This is a genomic window from bacterium, from assembly GCA_037128595.1.
GTDB lineage: Bacteria > Verrucomicrobiota > Kiritimatiellia > CAIKKV01 > CAITUY01 > JAABPW01.
The window spans coordinates 81,830-99,409 of the sequence record JBAXWB010000002.1 but is presented as its reverse complement, the minus strand read 5'-3'; the positions used below and the strand labels follow the sequence as shown (position 1 = coordinate 99,409).

Here is a 17,580-nt window from a genome sequence, read left to right as displayed (position 1 = left end):
GGTCAGGGCGCCTTCCGGTATTCATGGGTGAGGCCGGGTAATAAGGGATACCCCCGCGCCTCAAGGGTCGTTGCAATGTTCTTCATCTGGGTCTCGAGCCGCGCGTCGGTCAGCGGATCCCCGGCAGGCAGTTCAGAGGCGAGCCGATCCACCAGTTTCCACTGCAGGTCTTCGACCTCCCGGCTCCAGCGCTTGCAGCGCTCCCCGATGTATTGAAGCGCATACTGACGCCGGGTATCGTCAATCCGGAATTCAGGGGGGACGGAGTTGGAGGTGACGCCGGGCGGGGCGTAGCGAGGGTCAAAGAGCGTGACAAACTGGCCCGGGCTGGCCTCGCCGGGTTGAGCGGCAGGAGTTCCGTTAAGGGCTTCCCGGTAGAGGGTTTCTTTCAGTTTCTCCATTTCAGCCAGCTCGGTGGCTTTCTGGCACAACTGACGGAACCGGTCATCATCCGGCCAATGGTTGGACCAGTACACCCGGTTGAAATCGGAGAATTGGGGCAGGCCCGATTGTTTTTCCCAATGCTCCAGGGAGCGATCCACCCGGAGGATGAGATGCTGCTTCCATAAATCGAGAACGGCGGGGTTCTGGCTCTGGGTGGTCATCCCTTGTCCAATGGTGATGAGTCGGGTGGCGATCGCCAGGATCAGGACGACCGGCAGTGAGATCTGCACCAGCACATCATTCGGGCTCATGTTGAAGAGCTTGTGTGTGGAATGGCCGATGGCCTCATCCAGTTGCTCGTAATCGTTATGTTCGTTGTGCGGGGTGCTCATGGAGGATTACCGGTTCGGATTGAGGTAGGCCGCCAGCGCGCTGCGCAAGGCATCATGGTCCCGCTGAACCTGTTCCCGCTGTGCCGAGGCGGCGGCCACCATGCCGGAAAGCGCTTTCAACGCCTCCTGATGCCGGGCTTCCTGACCGTCCACCAGCCGCAGGACGAGTCCATTCGCCTGGCGCTGGGTCTCCAGGAGTTGGGTTAATTGCCGGTCCGACGCCTCGAGAATGGGGGCGATCGTCCGGATCGCCTGCTCCACGGAATCCAGGCGGGCCAGCCGCTCGGTGGCGAGGGACTGGTTTTGGGCGATGGCGGCCAGCGTGGTGTTGGTTTGCGTTAGTTTGGCGCAGGCCTCACGGGTGGCGGCTTCCTGGCGGTCCATTCGTTGCAGTACGGTATGGGCGGTGTCCGGGCTGAGCAGGTCCGTGAAGGTGCGGCTCGCCTGGCTGAGGCCCCGCAGATCCTCGGTCAACCGCTCAATGGTGGCGGTGAGGGTTTGCCGGGTTTCGTCCGCCTTGACGCCGGTGACGCGGCCGAAGAGCCAGGGAACGGGGCGGGCAGTGATAAAAGCACCAATCAACCCGACGAGCGAGCTCAGGAGGGCGGTGGCGGTTCCGCCCAGGAGCCGGTCCAGGGACTGGCGGATGGAATCAGCGGTGGGGGTCTGGCCGGCGAGTTCGCTGACGCCACTGACATCCAGCCCGATATACATGCCGTAAAGCGTACCGGTCAGTCCCAGCATGACTTGGAAAAAGCCGAAGTGGGAGGGATAGGGGTCGGGTCCCATCTGCTGGGCAAAGGTTGGGTCGGATTCAAGGCGCCGCAGGATCCGGATGATCTGAACGAGCGGGATCAGGAAAATCAGGAAGGGGATCAGGGTACTGACGGTGCTCAGGTCGGCGGATAGAACCGACCAGATATGATAGAGCCCGACCGGTAAGATCCGGTCGAAAAAATGGAGGGTCGGATAAAATACCCGCAGTCCGATTTCGATGTTGACCAGGAAGGCGCCGAAGCAGAAGGGGAGTGGCAACAGACATGCGAGTGCCAGAAGGAGTAAGGAGCGTGGTCGAGGCTGTTCAGTTTTCATGGCCGGAAGGGTGCTTAAAAACGGCTATCAGGTCAAGCCTGATGATAGGGCATGCGCAGGTGTGGGCGGGTAGGACGATCTGACAAGCGATGCGTTTCGCTGATGGAAAAATCGTTACTTCCGCTGAATCAGAATTATTGAAACTCCTCCGCCGCGATTGGGATTTGGTTGCACGAGAACACGGGCTTCCTTATGGACTCGCCTGATGACGCACGGAAGGTGCCCTCTTCCGGGCTTTCACGACGCCGGACCTCGGCGTCCACCAAGTCCCGCTACGGACGAATGAAAAGGCCCGTATACGTGTGTGCTCACGGGCCTTGTTGTGTGTGCTAAAACCTGTAAATAAAGTTTTAGCTCAATTTCGCTGATGACGGGAATGCGGTGAAATTGAAAACCAATTGATCCCCTTCACTTGCGGGGGTTGGAGGGTTTTGCTCTGTCAAAACCTCCAGCGGTGGTGGCGCTGTATTCTCGGCCTCAGGCTCTGACACCCAGGTGGATGCCGCCGTCTCGGCGGCATTTGTGCCTGAGGGGGTCATGCTAGTCGCCAATGCCGCCGGGACGTCGGCCTCCACCTGTGAGCCCAAAGGCGCAAATTCGACTATCGGGGGCGGCGTTAAGGCCGGCACGTCCGTGGGCAAGGGTGGTTCCGGTGTTGGTGTAGGCGTCGGTTCAACTGCCGGTTCCGGCTCTGATATCGGTGCGTCCATCACGACCGGTGTCGACACCGGGTCCGGCTCCTGCGCAGGAATGGATGGAGGGTTTTGCTCTGTCAAAACCTCCAGCGGCGTTGGTGCGGGATTCACGGCCTCAGGCACTGACGTCAAGGTGGATGCCGCCGTCCCGGCGGCATTTGTGCCTGATGAGTCCGCGCTAGTCGCCAATGCCGCCGGGACGTCGGCCTCCACCTGTGAGCCCAAAGGCGCAAATTCGACTATCGGGGGCGGCGTTAAGGCTGGTGCATCCGTGGCCAAGGGCGGTTCCGGCGTTGGTGCGGGTTTTTCGGCCTCAGGCACTGACGTCCAGGTGGATGCCGCCGTCCCGGCGGCATTTGTGCCTGATGAGTCCGCGCTGGTCGCCAATGCCGCCGGGACGTCGGCATCCACCCGGGAGCCCAAAGGCGCAAATTCAATTATTGGGGGCGGCGTTAAGGCCGGCGCATCCGTGGGCAATGGCGGTTCCGGTGTTTGTATGTGCGTTTTCTCAACGACAGGTTTCGGCGTCACGATGACCGGCTTTGGGGGCGGAACTGATACAACTGGCGTCGGGATTCTGGTCTCCCGGTCTGCGGTCTTCTCCCCGCTGCTTCCTGCAGACTGCCCACTGCTGACGGCATTTAACATCGCCTTCCCCGCGCCTTGCCACAGAACAATCACCGGAGTTCGGGTTGGTGGCGACGCGGCCGGTTCCCCGGACGCGGAACTCGGCTGGCGCGGTACTCCCGCCTCCATGCTCCCCGCTATTTCCGACACGGAAGAATAGACGGTCGGGCAGCACAGGAGTCCGGCAACACCCTCGTTAAGAAATGTGATCAGCGGTGGTTGGGCGGTTGCCGGGTCGATGGTCATAACGACCAGCCTATACCCTGCCGTGGTCAAAATGGAGATCAGGCCGGGAATCAGGCCAAGCGTTTCTGGCGTGCTGGTGGGGGAGAGAATCAGGCCAATTTGCTTTCGTTCCGGTTTCCTCTCTGTCATCTGTGATTTTTTATCTGAACTGCCGTTTTGCGTCTTAACGCCGCGGAACGGCTTCCTGAGCACGATATCGCGCGCAACCAGGTTTGGTTGATAGCCCAGCTGGAGAGCGATAGAACGGATTCGCGCCTGAGTGGTAGGGCTGATCCTGAACGTATTCGCTTTGCCGTTCATCACGAGAGAGACCGTCGCAATGGATATCCCTGCCGCTTGGGCCACATCTTTCAACGTCACTTGATTAGTCATGCTAAAACCTATAAACAAAGTTTCAGCATAAATCAACCCGCATCCTGTTGGGGGCCAAACTCCGCATTCTTGCGAGCGCATGGGCCTTTCAATTCGTAGGAGTCGAAAGGGATGATCGGGCGCTTCATCAATCCCTGGTATCTGCTCGGACTCGCCGCGGTGGCGATGTTGCTGGCGAGACATGTGGCCGGCCGGGCGAGACGGTAAGGTGGGCACGGCGGACCGGCTTCGTATCATAGACGGGGCAGGGAAAATAGGCTTGATGGGGTATCTTATGCACCTTATAGTATAAGCAAAGAACGCCTTTGAATTAATACGGAGATATTTTGTGACGCTCATTTCGGATAGCCCTGTGGAACCCGTTGTTGGAAACGGACAGATCGTGATGGACCGTCTTCCCTTGCACGCGAAAGTGCGCGAGACCATTCGCGATATGGTCATTGCGGAGTTTAAGGATGGCCAGAAATTCCTGAGCGAGGCGGTGCTGGTTCAGCGTCTGGGCGTGTCATTGGGAACGGTGCGCCATGCTCTTTCTGATTTGACCCGCGAAGGCTTGCTCGTGCGACTGGTGCCCCAGGGAACGTTTGTGCGGAAGCCGGATGACCAGGGGTGGGACATCCGGGTGATCATGCCCCAGACCGAATCCATCTTCCTGGCGACCCTGATGGAGAAAGTGGTGATGGCCAGCCAGGAAATGGACTTGAACCTCCGGATTCATCAGACTCACCGGGGGGAAACGACCGCTGATATTCTTCGGTTGGTGCATGGGGTGCCGACGCGGCAACGCGTGATTCTGTTGGGTGAGATGCTGAAAACAGCGCGGGGGCTTTATATGGCGCTGGCCAAACGCGGCTACCGGGTGGTCAATGTGGACAACCTGTTGGTGGGGTGTGGCGATGTGTATGTCGGGGTGGATAATGCTATCGGCATCCGGCTGGGGATGAAGCATCTGATGGACTTGGGTCACCGCCGGATTGCGTTGCTGGTGAACGAGCCGGCAACCCGCGGAAATTCCCGCGACCGCGTGCAAAGTTTCAAGACCATTGTTGCGGAATCCGGACTCAAGCAGGCGCGGGTGGTGGTCTGCGATGGGGATCCCCTGGAAGAGTCCATTCAGGGCGCCTTGGACAGGATTCTGGAACTCAAGCAGCGGCCGACCGCTCTGTTTGCGATTTCCGATACCGGTGCCTGGATTCTGCTGAAGGCACTGGCTAAACGGGGCATCAAGGTGCCGGATGAGATATCGGTGATTGGCTTTGATGATGATCAGGCGAGCCGGTACATGAACCCGGCGTTGAGCACCCTGGCCCAGCCGTTTGAGTCCATTGCCCGGCGGTCCCTGGAACTGGCGATTCAGAAAACCAGTCCTGACGGCATGGTTCTGTTGCCTCCCTCCCTGGTGGTTCGCGAGAGCACCGGCCCTGTCGCGCCTTGACGCCGTTCGCCTTGAAACAAGATTTCAAACCGGCGGTTCTTCATGGGAAACATCTCACTTTGACTTTGGCCACCTTGAAGCGCGTCACCCCCTAGTTTCTTCAATATCCGCCTATGTCTGCCCTGAGGGGTGCGGCTGTGTGCGATGGCTCTCTGTGTGGGGCGGATGGCCTCATCCGCCCGTTGGAGTCCTGTTTTGCACCCTTGACATTGCGATTTGTTTGCTTTATAGTATGAACCATTAAATTGGGAGTAGGGTAAAACTGTCTGGGGGTTGATTATGAATAAATATATTAGCGGTTGCTTTGTTTGCATTTGGAATCTGGCCATGATTGGGGGGGCGCTGGTGGTTCTCGCGGCTGGAGAGGCGCGGGCCACGACGTTGTGGTGGGATACGGCGACCAACAACATTACGCTCAACGGTGGCAATGGCAATTGGGATTCGAGTACCGCGATGTGGGCTACCACGTCTCCGCCGGTCTCGAACAATGTACGCGTTACGTGGGGCCCCAATAACGACGCTGTATTTGCGGCTACGGATGTCGGATCGACCGTGACGGTGGCAAACGTCACCGTCGGCAACCTGAACATCACAAGCACCAAAGGGGTCACGTTCCTGGACGGTGGAGCGGGGGCTATAACGCTCAACAACGGCTTCACCAATACCGGTTCTGCGGTGACGTTTAACAATGGCATTTCGCTGGGTGGAAACCAGACGTGGTATCTGACGCAGCCGACCACCAATTACGGTCTCGTGGATGGGGCGGGCTACGCGTTCACCAAAGACGGGGCGGGCACGCTCGTTCTCGGCACCAATTTTCTCACAACAGGCTCTCTCGCGTTGGTCGCCGGTACGGTAGTGAATATAAGCAGCGCCTCCAGCACACCCTTTGGCACCGGTAATCTGTTGATCAACAGCGGAACGTTATCCATGCAGCCAACGGGTACGGTTGGCGCCGTGGTCATGAGCGGGGCCAACGCAGGGGTTGGCACTAAAGTTACTTACGCCAACATTGCCACGTTGGAGGTGAAGAAGGGCGCCTGTAGCAGTGTGACCTACACCGCCGGCAATGCCGGGGCAGCACCGAATTCGGTGATGGAGCGCAGCGGTTCAGGGGTGCTGCAAGTCCACTATCTCGTCGCTAATGCCTTGGGGAGTACCGAGAACTTCGTCGTTAACGGCGGGGTGGCGACCAATCCCGTCAATGGGCTGGTCTCGGCCTCCATTGTCGGTACGGTTGGTACGGGGAACGGCTACCCCGCCGATTTTCTCACCTACGATTCGGCGAATGGTTTCAAGGTGACGACCTACGATGCAGTTAAAACCAACATTAGCGCCAATGTAACCTTTGCGGCGGATCGCGCGCTGGCGGCCATGAAGGTGTATGCCGCTACAGCGACGGTTAGCGCCGGGGTAACGTTATGGGTTACCAATGGACCCGATGCTGGCCTGATCCTTGACAACGCCCTGGGTGTCATACCTGCCGTGGTCGGTAGTGGAACGCTGAATTTCGGTGACTCGGAGGCGATCGTTTACGTTCGGAACTACAGCAGTACCGCACCCGGCACGTTGGGCGTCAACCTGGCGGGCACGGCTCCCTTGACCAAGTTCGGGTCAGGAACATTGGTTCTCTCCAATGCGAGGCTATGGCCAAACAACATGACGATCCATACCGGCGGACTGACGCTTAGCCCAACAAACGATTGGACCTACTCCAAAAACATCACCGGCGCAGGCTTTCTAATCAAGAGTGGCCCCAATACGCTCACCTTGACAGGAACGAATGCGATTTCACTGGGAACTGGAACTGGTACCGGTGTCAACGCCGGACTTGGCGGGGGGGGGATTGCTATTGCCAGTGGAGGAGTGTTTACCAATTTATCAACCGCTGATCTGGTGTTCAACTCGGACGGCAGCAGTCTTCGCGTGACCGGAAACGGGTCCGTGTGGAACCAGGGAGGCAAGGCGCTTAGTTTGCCAAGAGCATCCTGCCGGTTGACGGTCGACAATGGTGGAGTGATAACCAATCTCTACCGGGCGTACATCGGATATGGCGCCGGCTACAACGGGAGCAGTCTCGTGGTTTCCAATGGAGGGAAACTGGTCTCCTTTTTTTCGGCATCCTCTTACGTTGGAAACGGTAGTGATTCAAATAGCGTATGGATTGGTGGCACGAATGCGACCACCGGTGACCGGGCTGTGTGGGATATTGGTCCTGGCACGATTGCGGCCGGAAACGCGAGCGTCGATTCTTACAACACGGTGACCGTTACATCCGGAGGGACGATCTCGAACGGCCTCGCGTCGAGTGCGATTACTGTCGGCGGGGGTGCTGGAGCCGCCTACAATAGCTTGACGATTACCAATGGTGGTCGCGTGATCACCACAGGAACGATTACGATAGGAAACGTCGGATCAAACAACTTCGCCTGGGTTGGAGGTGCGGATCCGGACACTGGTGCCAAGTCCCTGTTTAACCTGAACGACGCTGCCCTGCTCGTTGGAGGCACGGGACCTGCCAACGCCAACCGTTTGATCGTGGATCATGATGGTGTGGTGACGAATATCGGCAGCGGCGGCTTGAAGATCGGCTACGACACCGGAGCCTTCGGCAACTCGGCCATCATCACAAATGGCGGGCAGGTGTATGCCACTGCCAATGTGATTGTAGGAAACACGGCGGCGGGGAACGGGAATTCGTTGACCATCAACAACGGCACGATGAGGGCCGCGGGCGGGGTGTTTGTGGGGTATGGCAGTTCAAATAATTCCATGACCGTCACCGCGAATGGGTGGTGTGATATGGCCTCGACGGAGTTTCGAATTGGTGGTGGCGGTACCGGTAACACCGTTGTGGTATCGGGTGGCGCTGTGGTCACTAATGTCGGAGCCTTTGGTGTGGATGTCGGTTACAATCCAGGTGGCGATGGCAACAGTCTGACTGTTGCGAATGGGGGGCGCTTCTATTCGAGTGCCGGTGGGATCAGTGTCGGTGCTTGGTGCGGCGGGGTTTCGCAGACCGCAGGCGGAAACAACAATAGTGTGAGCATAGGGACTGGCGTGTTGAAAGGCAGTACGTACAATTCTTATGTCGGGTTCGCTTCCGCGAGCAATAGCGTCAGACTTTACGGCAACACGGTGTGGGACGCGGGAGGAATGATACTTTACGCCGGATATAGTTCAGCCACGGGCAATGTGTTTTGTGTGGATAGTGGTGCCACCGTAACGAATCTTGGCACTTTGACGGTCGGCCAGACCAATGCGGCGCTGAACAACAGCGTGTTCGTCACCAACGGAGGCACGCTCGCCGTCACCACCCTGAAAGCCGGCCTTTCGACGGCGGTGGGGAGTCTGGTTCAAATATCGGGGGGCAGTCTGCTGGAAGCCAATACCATGACCGTGGGGACGGGCGGCGGCAACCTGATTACCAATTCCGGCGGTGTTTATCAATTCACGACGGCGGCACCGGCCATAACCAATAACGGCCCAGGGACGATTGCGCTCAACAACGGTGCCGTCTCTTTCCGGAATGTGACAAACGCCAATGTGAAGGGGAACTGGACGACGATCCTATCCAACATGACCTTCACCGGTGCCAATGCCTTCCGGCTGAATAACTCGACGAATGGCGTTGCGACGAACCAGGACTATACCTTCAATGCCGTTGCCGTAGCACTGACCAACTATGCCGGCCTCGAAATGGTGAATGGCAATACGGCGTATACCAATGGAAACGTCTCCATCGGATCCGCCGGTTGGCTGACCTTCTCCAATACCGTTGCGGTCATGAGGGGTGCGGTGACAAACACTGGCGTGATGAATGTGGTGAACAGCACCGTGACCTTCAATACCAATCTGGTGCTGATCGGCGGCACGATCAACTGGACGACGAATAGTCCGGCGCTGGTGGTGAAAGGCACGTTGACACTGGCCAATCCCGTCACGTTGAATATATCGCCGACGCCCGGGCCGAATGACCAGATAACCCTGTTCACTTCGTCCTCTGCGATTAATGGCTCGCCGGCGAACTGGACGGTCACTCCCGGTTCCTTCAAGGTGGCGAAAGGGCCTGGTGGCACAAATCTGGTCCTGAGGCCGGCCGCCAGGGGATTTGTCGTGATCGTGGAGTAATGGGTGCGGAAATAAGCGAAGGCGGCAACGTGGGGGGCGTATGAGCAATGCAACATATCATGCCTGGCTGATTCTGCTTCTGGCAGGAATCGGGTTGGGTAGTGGAACGGCAGGCGCGGGGGTGACCAACGCCGTTCCCTGGCTTGATAATTTCGAGGGGTATGCCGTCGATACCAGCTTGGACGCGACGAACGGTTGGTCCGCCGAGATCAGTGGCGCCGGTGTGGTGAAGGGGGATCCACTTCCCCCGGCCGCCCATACCAACGTGCTGCGGTTGACCAGCCAGATTTGCAATGACATTCAAAGTGCCACCGGGGCCGTGGTGACGCTGGATCTCCGTGCCATGCCGACACTCCTTGATGCCCCTCCAGCGAATGTGGATGCGACCGCGCAATATTCGTTCTACGTATCGACTAATGGCCATGTGGTGATATGGCACCAGGACATTACCGGCACGCCCACGAACAAGTGGCTGGAGTTGGTGAACACGCCCGTTTCAACCGGGACCTGGACCCGCTTTACGGTGAAACAGGACTATTCCAACAACTATTTCCAGATCAGTGTGAATGCAGGTAGCCCGCTCACGGACAACACCGGGTGGACGACGCCCGGGGGCGGCCATCCGGGTTCCTGGTTTCACATGGTCCAGACGAACGGGGTCATGGCCCGGCTGAGGGTGGGTGAGGACGCCACGAACTACGTTGACGATGTGTCGGTAGATTTCGGTAATCCCGCGGTTCTGAGTTATGGAACCAATGTCTTCGCCGAAACGGTCACCAATAACGGCGTTGTAAATGGAACGACACTCTCCCTGGTGAATAAGATATTCAATTCAACGAATGGCGAAGATATGGTGGCGAACGGCAAGGTGACCTTTACGAATCGTCCGGCGGGGCTCGGGCTCCACGTCATCAGGGGTTCCACGGCGCAGGACGCAACGGTGGTATTTTCAGGGACGGCCACCTTTCATGCCCTGGCCGACAGTATCACGAACCTGACGATCACGTTTACGGACAATGCGTTTCTGCTCGGGAATGCCGCTGCCGTTTCGAATTACTCGTTGTCTAATCTCCATGTTCAGTTCGCGGATCCCCGGGTGTTGACGTATAGCGGCAACATTTTTAATGAACTGTCTGGCGGCGTGATCGATAACCGCACCCCCATGACAATCACGTTGTCGGGGGATACCTTTGCCGGATCCGACGGGTTGGATTTTGTGGCGCAGGGTTGGATTGCGACCAATGGATTTCCGTCCGGGTTGACTGCCCGGATTATCCGGAGCAGCGCGACGCAACTGGTCGTGCGGTTGACCGGCCAGGCCGTCAACAACTCGACGAATGACAATGTCTACAACGGCGCGTTCACCTTTCTTGACAATGCGTTTACAGGGGGGAATGCCGGGTTTGTGACGGGGATAACGAATACGGGGATCCGGATTCTCTTCACCAACGATACCGGGTTTTTTAATGTCCTGCCCTATGTGGAGCCGTTTGAAGAGTACCCCAACGGGTTCCTGCTGGCCGGGACAAATGGGTGGTCATCCGACGTCCAGGATGCCGGGGTGGTGACCAATGATTCTCTGTTAAACGCGGGGGTATTGGCCTACGTGGATCCCCTGCACCTGGAGTTGCCGATTAATACAAACCATACGCAACTCCTTGCCCTGAATGACATGGTGAGCTGTGAGGTCAGCAGTGAGGGGAGCCCGTTGGTCTATCTTGATCTCATGGGGTTACCGGTTCCCTATGTCGGAACCTATCTTGAAGATACGAATCGCCAGTACGCCTTCTGTGTAAGTTCCAACTGCCAGCTGGTGATCTGGCACCGGAATATCACTAGTGGCCGTCCAGGTTCAAACGAATGGTTGACCCTCTCGACAATGATCAATACATCGAAATGGACGCGGTTTACAGTGGCGCAGGACTACACCAACCATCGCTTCCAGATAAGGGTCAATGAGTCTGCTCCTCTCGTGGATCCCGCCGGGTGGGGGAATGACGGACTGACGCGGACCGGATCCTGGTTCTACATGGTGCAGACGAATATTTCCATGAGTCGTGTTCGCGTGGGTTCCAGTGGCTGTTATCTGGACGACCTGACGGTACGAACTTCCCTGCCCGGCGCTTTCGGCAAGGGAGCGAGTGGGACGGTGTACTTGATCAGGTAAAAGGTTGCCGGGATTGCTTTCCTCCTCGGTATACTTTTTTACAAATACCGGAAATCTTGTGGATTATTTATGCATAAACTCTATAGTATGCAGTGTATTGATTGGATTGATGGGAAGGTCTAGTTGGCATAGGAGCAAAATGAAGAGTTTATTGTTTTATATGATCGTGGTGGGCTTTGGTGTGCTTTTGAATGGGACGTGTTTCGTGCAGGCTGGCGATGCCGTGCCGGAGAAGAGGCAGACCCTTTTGCTGGATGAGGTGCTGCAAGCGGGCGAAATGGATTGGTCCTTTGACAACGGGCGTGAATTCAAAGGGGCAAAAGGATCGCTTATCCTGCTTAAAGATGAACCCGAAGCCGGTCGGAACGGCATGCGTCTGGCAGGCGATTTCACAGGTGGCGGAGCCTATGTGCAGGCCGTGCGCAAACTTCCTGAATTGGCAGGTAGCACTTTGGACAGTCTCGTGCTCACCCTGCGGTCAACCAACTGCACGAAGTTTACCGTGCGGATGACCGACAGTACCGGGCAGTGTCACCAACAGAAGATCGCCACTCTCGTGGCCGATGGGCAGTGGCATGAGGTGGTGCTGGATCCCTTGAAGATTGCCGGAGGCGAACACTGGGGCGGCGCCAATGATGGCCAGTGGCACGGCTCACCCTCGATGGTGGCCGTGATCCTCAACAAGAGTCAGACCCTGTCGCCGGTACTGGACATCGCCCGGCCCAGGGCCATAACGAAGGCGGTTTCCCTTGTGGAGGCGGCCTGCTACAAGGAAGGCTTCGAGGCGGGACGGATGCCGGAGAAGTGGGAGTCGGTGGGCACGGTGATGCTGACGGATGTGCAGCCATTTTCCGGCAACGGGGCGCTGCAACTGGTTCGTACCCTGGAGAATGTAAACCAGCCCATTCATGCCCGTGGCCCGGTGTTTACCGCCCGGCCCGGAGCCTGGGAGGTGGCGGGGGCGGGCCGTTCGGCCTTGTATTCGCCGGATGAGTCCTTCCAGGGGGTCATCGCGGTGGAGTGGCTGGATGCCGCAGGCAAGATGCTGGAGCGCTCTCTCGCCCAGGAACTGCGGGGTACCAATGTCTGGAAACCTTTCAAGAAAACGCTGGAGGCTCCGGCTGGAACGGTGGCAGGCCGCTTGGGCGTTGAACTTGAGAAGACGTATGGGGCAATGGCGGTGGATGAACTCTCCGTTTCCTTTGTCCCGCCTGCAGCCGGAGCGGCAAAGCAGTTTGACCGGGTTATGCTTTCACCTTCACGTCTGGGGGGGATGTTCCTGCCGGACGAGATGCCCACCTACAAGGTGTCGGTCTGGGCTTTGAAGCCGCTGAAGAAGGAAGACCTGACGGTGACGGCCAGCATTTCCGATTACTGGGGTGCCGAGCAAGGCGTCAGTCAGATAGTGACGCTTCAGAAGACGGCTTTCAAGCAACAGGTATTCCAGTACGAGGGCGAACTGGTGTTGTCGACCAACGGGCTTGAGGTGGGACGGTTCTACCGCCTGCATCTGGATGTGCCGCAACCCGGTGCCAAGCCGTTTCGCCACACGATTGGTCTGGCGCGGTTGCCTGAGGCACTGACCAAACAATATTCGCCGGAGGAAATTCCCTTTACCATCCGGAACTGGGACAATCGGATCAAGGATTACTTCTTTTTGACCGACCGGATTGGTATCCGCGTGCCGGGTGTCTGGGGTGGCTGGAGTGACAAGCCGCCCTACAAGCCGAATTTACCCGGCGGTGAGTGGTGCCAAAAGCTTGGCATGAAGTGGGTGACCGGCTCACCCGGGGCGGGCGTGGAACGTGGAAAGGTTATGGATCCGGTGATGCTGAAGACCGGCATGACCAATTTCCTGAAAACCTATGCCACCAACGGTCTGGCCTATATCTGTCTGGGGAACGAGCCAAGCGGCGGCCCGAGTCAGATCACCAGCAATATTGCGGCTTACAAGGTGTTGTACGAGGCGGTCAAGGCGTTCGATCCTAAAATCCAGGTTATTGCCACGTCGGTGGAGCCGAATGAGGAGTATTTCCGGCAGGGCTATCAGAATTATTGCGATATCTACGATTTCCACACCTACGAATCCTATCCCGGCATCCGCAAGACGGTTGAGGCTTACAAGGCGCTGATGGAGAAATATCATGCGGTAAAGCCGATCTTCAGCACGGAGCTGGGATTGAACTGCCAGGGACTCTCACGCCAGATTGTGGCCCAGGAAATGGTCAAGAAATTCGCCGTCTTCTTCGCGGCCGGCGGCGTCAACGCCTCGTGGTTTACGATCATGTATCCTGATCCCAAGGGCACGGAGGCCAATTCATCAGGACAAGCGTTCAACATCTACGATACGCGTTACAATCAGTACAACCCGAAGTTGGATGCGGTGACGTTGTACCAGGCCATCAATGCGATTGCCAACAAGGCCTTCAAGATGGAACGGACCTATGCGGATGGCACGGAATCCTATCTGTTTGCCAACTCCAAGGGCGAGTGTTTGCAGATGGTCTGGAATGAGAAGGGGAGGACGGATATCGGGCTGGCCGTGCCGGGTGCGGAGACGGCCTCGCTGGTGCTGCTTGACGGGACGACGCTGCCGCTGGCGCCGCATGAGGGGGTTGTGACGGTGACAGTTTCTGCGGAGCCGATCATGGTGCTCTACCGGGCCAAGACACCGACACTGCAAGACAAAGGGGCTGTACCGTCCGTTGCGTTGGAGGCGCCTCCGACATCCGTCGTCAAGGGCCAGAAGCGTGAATTGAAACTTTTCGGTGCAGGATTAACGCCGGAGTCGGTGCGTGTTACCGTGCCGCCGAAGTGGCAGGTGACGAACCGTACGGCCGGGCCGGATGAGGTCGTGTGCGAGGTGATGCCACCCGCTGAGACCGAGGCGCAGTCGGGGCGAATCACGATAGGCCGTGTGGTTTCCGGGAAGACGGTGGCGGCACTCGTGGTCGATATGCCGGTGGATAGCAGTTTTGCGGGCTCCCTCAAACCGGCGCTTGGCGATGCTCTCGGCTCGAAGGCGGTTCAGATTTCTCTCGTCAACCATAGCCAGGAACCGGTGACGTTGCATTGGCAGGCGGTCATCGGGCATGAACTCAATATGGCCAAGGCCTCGTACCGGTTAACGGATCCCCAGCCGGCCCAGGCCGGTTTTGGTGAGGCGGCTGACGGCACGGCGAATTTGGCCGCAGGCGAGACGAAGACCTTCCGCCTGCCTCTGCGCGATATCGCTCCGCTGACGCTCTATCATGTGACCCTGCGGGTCAATGATGACAACGGGCATGAATCGATGGTCTCCCGATATGTGGCGGGCTTTATGGCGGTTCACAAAGGCACGCCGGTGATGGATGGTGACTTGAGCAAGGCCTGCTGGGCGAAGGCGCCGGTGGCGACGATTGACCAGCCTGAGCAGTTCTATGGATTCAAGGGGGCGAAGTGGAATGGCCCGGATGACGTGTCGGCGAAAGTCCGGTTCCTGTGGGATGAACAGTATCTTTATCTGGGCGTGCAGGTGACGGATAATATCTTTGTGTCCAGCAAGGCGGATGGCGATCTGTGGAATCAGGACGGCTTGCAGTTCCTGGTGGATCCCCGTCGGCAGGGCGGTGAAAAAATGGGGTACTACGATGGATGTTTGGGGCTGGGCACCAAGGGCCCCCAACTCTGGTACAATTCCACGGCTTCGCCGGAAGTCATGACCGGCGAGGTGAAGGATGCAAAGGTGATGGTCAAGCGCGGGGCAGGGGGCAATGCGGACTACGAGGTGGCCATTCCGTGGTCGCGGCTGGCACCCTTCAAACCGGTTCCCGGCGCCGACCTAGGCATGGGGCTGATTGTAAATGATGATGATGGGGCCGGTCGCAGTTTCGCGGGGTGGTTCAGTGGTGTCCACCTCAAGGAAACCGATATGGTGGGGGATCTCATCCTGACGGAGTAACAGAATGAATGACTTCAATTCGACGGGACTGGTCGGGCCCCGGTTCCGTTTACCTCATCCAGTGATCGAGGTGTCATCTTATTTTTATACAACAGAAAGAATATATATATGAACGAAATAATCACGCGATATCCCCATAATCCGATCCTGTCAGCGGATCGGATTCCATATCCGGCAACCCTCATCTTTAATGCCGGTGTGGCCAAGTACCAGGGCAAGTATGTCATGGTGTTCAGGAATGACTACGGGGGGCGTCCGGGCAGTAACCATTTTGATGGCACCAATATCGGGGTGGCAGTTTCCGATGATGGGATTCACTTTGTGCCAAAATCAAAGCCGTGGATTGAATGGAAGACTGAGGAGATTAGCCGGGCCTACGACCCCCGGATCACGGTGATTGATGACCGCTGTTATCTCTGCTTTGCCGTCGATACCAAACATGGGATTCGCGGCGGTATTGCGGTGACAGATGATTTTGATCATTGGGAAGTCCTGAGTCTTTCCGCTCCTGATAACCGGAATATGGTCCTTTTTCCCGGGAAGGTGGACGGGAAGTTTCTCCGGCTTGAAAGACCGTTCCCGATCTATGGCCGGGGAGGTCCGGAGAATTTCGACCTGTGGTATTCGGATTCTCCTGATTGTGCCTACTGGGGTAACACACAGTTGGTGCTGGGTTCCGAACAGGTGCCATGGGCTAACTGCAAGATCGGTCCCGGTGCCCCGCCGGTGAAGACGCCTGCCGGCTGGTTGACGGCGTTTCATGCCGTCAATACGGATAAAACCAGGGAACTACCCGCCTGGCATCGGGACTGGTATAAGACCTACACCATCGGAATCATGCTCCTTGATCTCCAAAGTCCGTGGAAAGTGATTGGTATGGCCCGTGAACCCCTGATGGTGCCCACCACGAGTTATGAGAAGGAAGGGTTCCGGGGACACGTGCTTTTCCCGGGCGGTATGATTCTTGAGCCGAACGGGGAAGTGAAACTTTATTATGGCGCGGCCGATACGGTAGAATGCCTGGCCACGGCCCATGTGGATGACCTGATTGCCTTGTGTCTGGGGAGGAAATAAGCCGTGAATAAACGAGACGCTATGATAGCCGCGCTTTCGCGGAGGACCCCCGGAGTGGCCGTTCCGATCTGGGAGCTCGAGTTCCAGGCGTGGGATGCGGCATCGGGGAAACATGTGGTTTTAGGGCGCGAGTTTGAGTCGCTCTCCCCGGCCGGGCAGGAACAGGCCATGCAGCAGAATGCCGAGATCATGGTTGCTGTCTCGGCGGAGTTGGAGTATGCCGCGCTGACGGTGCCCAACGGGTATTGGAATCATGCCCCGGGCCAGTTGGCCTATTACTGTCTGCCCGGTGACACACGTTTCCGGCAATCGGCCATATTGCGGGAACGGGCCCCACGCGATCTGATGCTGGTAGCGATTACGGGGGGTATCATCAAAGCCGACTACTCGATGGAGTTCTGCTGCCGTCTCGTGGATGACCCCGAGAGTATTGACGCCATGGCTCAGAATAGCCTGAAGGCCGCATTGGAGGTAGCGAAACGTTTTCGTGATGTCGGGGCGGAGATTGTGGTTTCCCCTTCCGATCTCGCCGACAACTCGGGGCCTTTTTTCAACCCCGAACAAATGGAGCGCTGGATTCTGCCCTATTTAACGCAGTGGTCGGATGCGATTCGTGAAATGGGAATGTACAGCATTCTTCATAGCGATGGGAACCTGACCCGTTATCTAGAGACCATCGCGTCGACCGGGGTTGATGCCCTGCAGGCCATTGATCCTACCGCCGGCATGGATATGCCCAAGGCGAGGGAGATGGCCGGGCAGCGCCTCTGTTTGTGCGGAAATATTGATTGCGGTCTTCTGCTCAGGGGGCGGCCCGACGCTGTTTATCAATCCACCCGGAACCTCCTCGTCACCTGCAAGGCCGACGGCGGATTGGTCCTGGGCGCCTCCAATGCCGTCCAGCCTGAGGTGCCGATGGAGAATTACCGCGCCATGATTCAGGCGTGGAGGGAATGGGGTCAATGAAATCGAACTCGATGGCCTGTTTTTTTCAGCCAGTACTATATAGTGTTTAACGTTATGCG

Annotated in this window: 9 protein-coding genes; 7 read left to right on the top strand and 2 right to left on the bottom strand. The window is 57.6% G+C overall.

Translation table 11 applies throughout. The features are described 5' to 3' along the window. Positions 1 to 2: 2 nt before the first annotated feature. Complete coding sequence (locus tag WCS52_01400) at positions 3 to 776, bottom strand: hypothetical protein (protein ID MEI6165829.1); 774 nt, start codon at positions 774 to 776, stop codon at positions 3 to 5. A 6-nt stretch (positions 777 to 782) separates the two neighbouring features. Further along, on the bottom strand, positions 783 to 1,868 hold the full coding sequence (locus tag WCS52_01395; GenBank protein MEI6165828.1) for a hypothetical protein: 1,086 nt from the start codon (positions 1,866 to 1,868) through the stop codon (positions 783 to 785). 495 nt (positions 1,869 to 2,363) lie between these two features. On the opposite strand from WCS52_01395, the gene WCS52_01390 reads away from it, so the two are divergent. The 7 genes from WCS52_01390 to WCS52_01360 all read left to right on the top strand — a co-directional run bounded on the left by WCS52_01390 (position 2,364) and on the right by WCS52_01360 (position 17,521). Continuing rightward, the gene (locus WCS52_01390; GenBank protein MEI6165827.1) at positions 2,364 to 3,350 is read left to right on the top strand and encodes a hypothetical protein; all 987 of its coding nucleotides are present in this window, start codon (positions 2,364 to 2,366) and stop codon (positions 3,348 to 3,350) included. Between the two features lie 786 nt (positions 3,351 to 4,136). Next, entirely contained in the window at positions 4,137 to 5,243 is a 1,107-nt protein-coding gene (locus WCS52_01385) for a GntR family transcriptional regulator (protein MEI6165826.1), read from the top strand. Between the two features lie 279 nt (positions 5,244 to 5,522). Next, positions 5,523 to 9,374, top strand: a complete 3,852-nt coding sequence (locus WCS52_01380; protein MEI6165825.1) for a hypothetical protein — start codon at positions 5,523 to 5,525, stop codon at positions 9,372 to 9,374. Positions 9,375 to 9,414: 40 nt separating this feature from the next. Further along, on the top strand, positions 9,415 to 11,541 hold the full coding sequence (locus tag WCS52_01375; protein MEI6165824.1) for a hypothetical protein: 2,127 nt from the start codon (positions 9,415 to 9,417) through the stop codon (positions 11,539 to 11,541). A gap of 139 nt (positions 11,542 to 11,680) precedes the next feature. After that, a complete protein-coding gene (locus WCS52_01370) occupies positions 11,681 to 15,481 on the top strand; it encodes a sugar-binding protein (GenBank protein ID MEI6165823.1) in 3,801 nt (1,266 codons plus the stop codon). 108 nt (positions 15,482 to 15,589) lie between these two features. Then, a complete protein-coding gene (locus tag WCS52_01365) occupies positions 15,590 to 16,555 on the top strand; it encodes a glycoside hydrolase family 130 protein (GenBank protein MEI6165822.1) in 966 nt (321 codons plus the stop codon). A gap of 3 nt (positions 16,556 to 16,558) precedes the next feature. After that, on the top strand, positions 16,559 to 17,521 hold the full coding sequence (locus tag WCS52_01360) for a uroporphyrinogen decarboxylase family protein (GenBank protein MEI6165821.1): 963 nt from the start codon (positions 16,559 to 16,561) through the stop codon (positions 17,519 to 17,521). Positions 17,522 to 17,580 lie beyond the last annotated feature (59 nt).

Excerpts from the sequence above, each read along its gene's own strand:
- WCS52_01365 (MEI6165822.1), top strand. The coding sequence starts at position 15,590 with ATGAACGAAATAATCACGCGATATCCCCATAATCCGATCCTGTCAGCG.
- WCS52_01395 (MEI6165828.1), bottom strand. The coding sequence starts at position 1,868 with ATGAAAACTGAACAGCCTCGACCACGCTCCTTACTCCTTCTGGCACTC.
- WCS52_01400 (MEI6165829.1), bottom strand. The coding sequence starts at position 776 with ATGAGCACCCCGCACAACGAACATAACGATTACGAGCAACTGGATGAG.
- WCS52_01380 (MEI6165825.1), top strand. The coding sequence starts at position 5,523 with ATGAATAAATATATTAGCGGTTGCTTTGTTTGCATTTGGAATCTGGCC.
- WCS52_01370 (MEI6165823.1), top strand. The coding sequence starts at position 11,681 with ATGAAGAGTTTATTGTTTTATATGATCGTGGTGGGCTTTGGTGTGCTT.
- WCS52_01375 (MEI6165824.1), top strand. The coding sequence starts at position 9,415 with ATGAGCAATGCAACATATCATGCCTGGCTGATTCTGCTTCTGGCAGGA.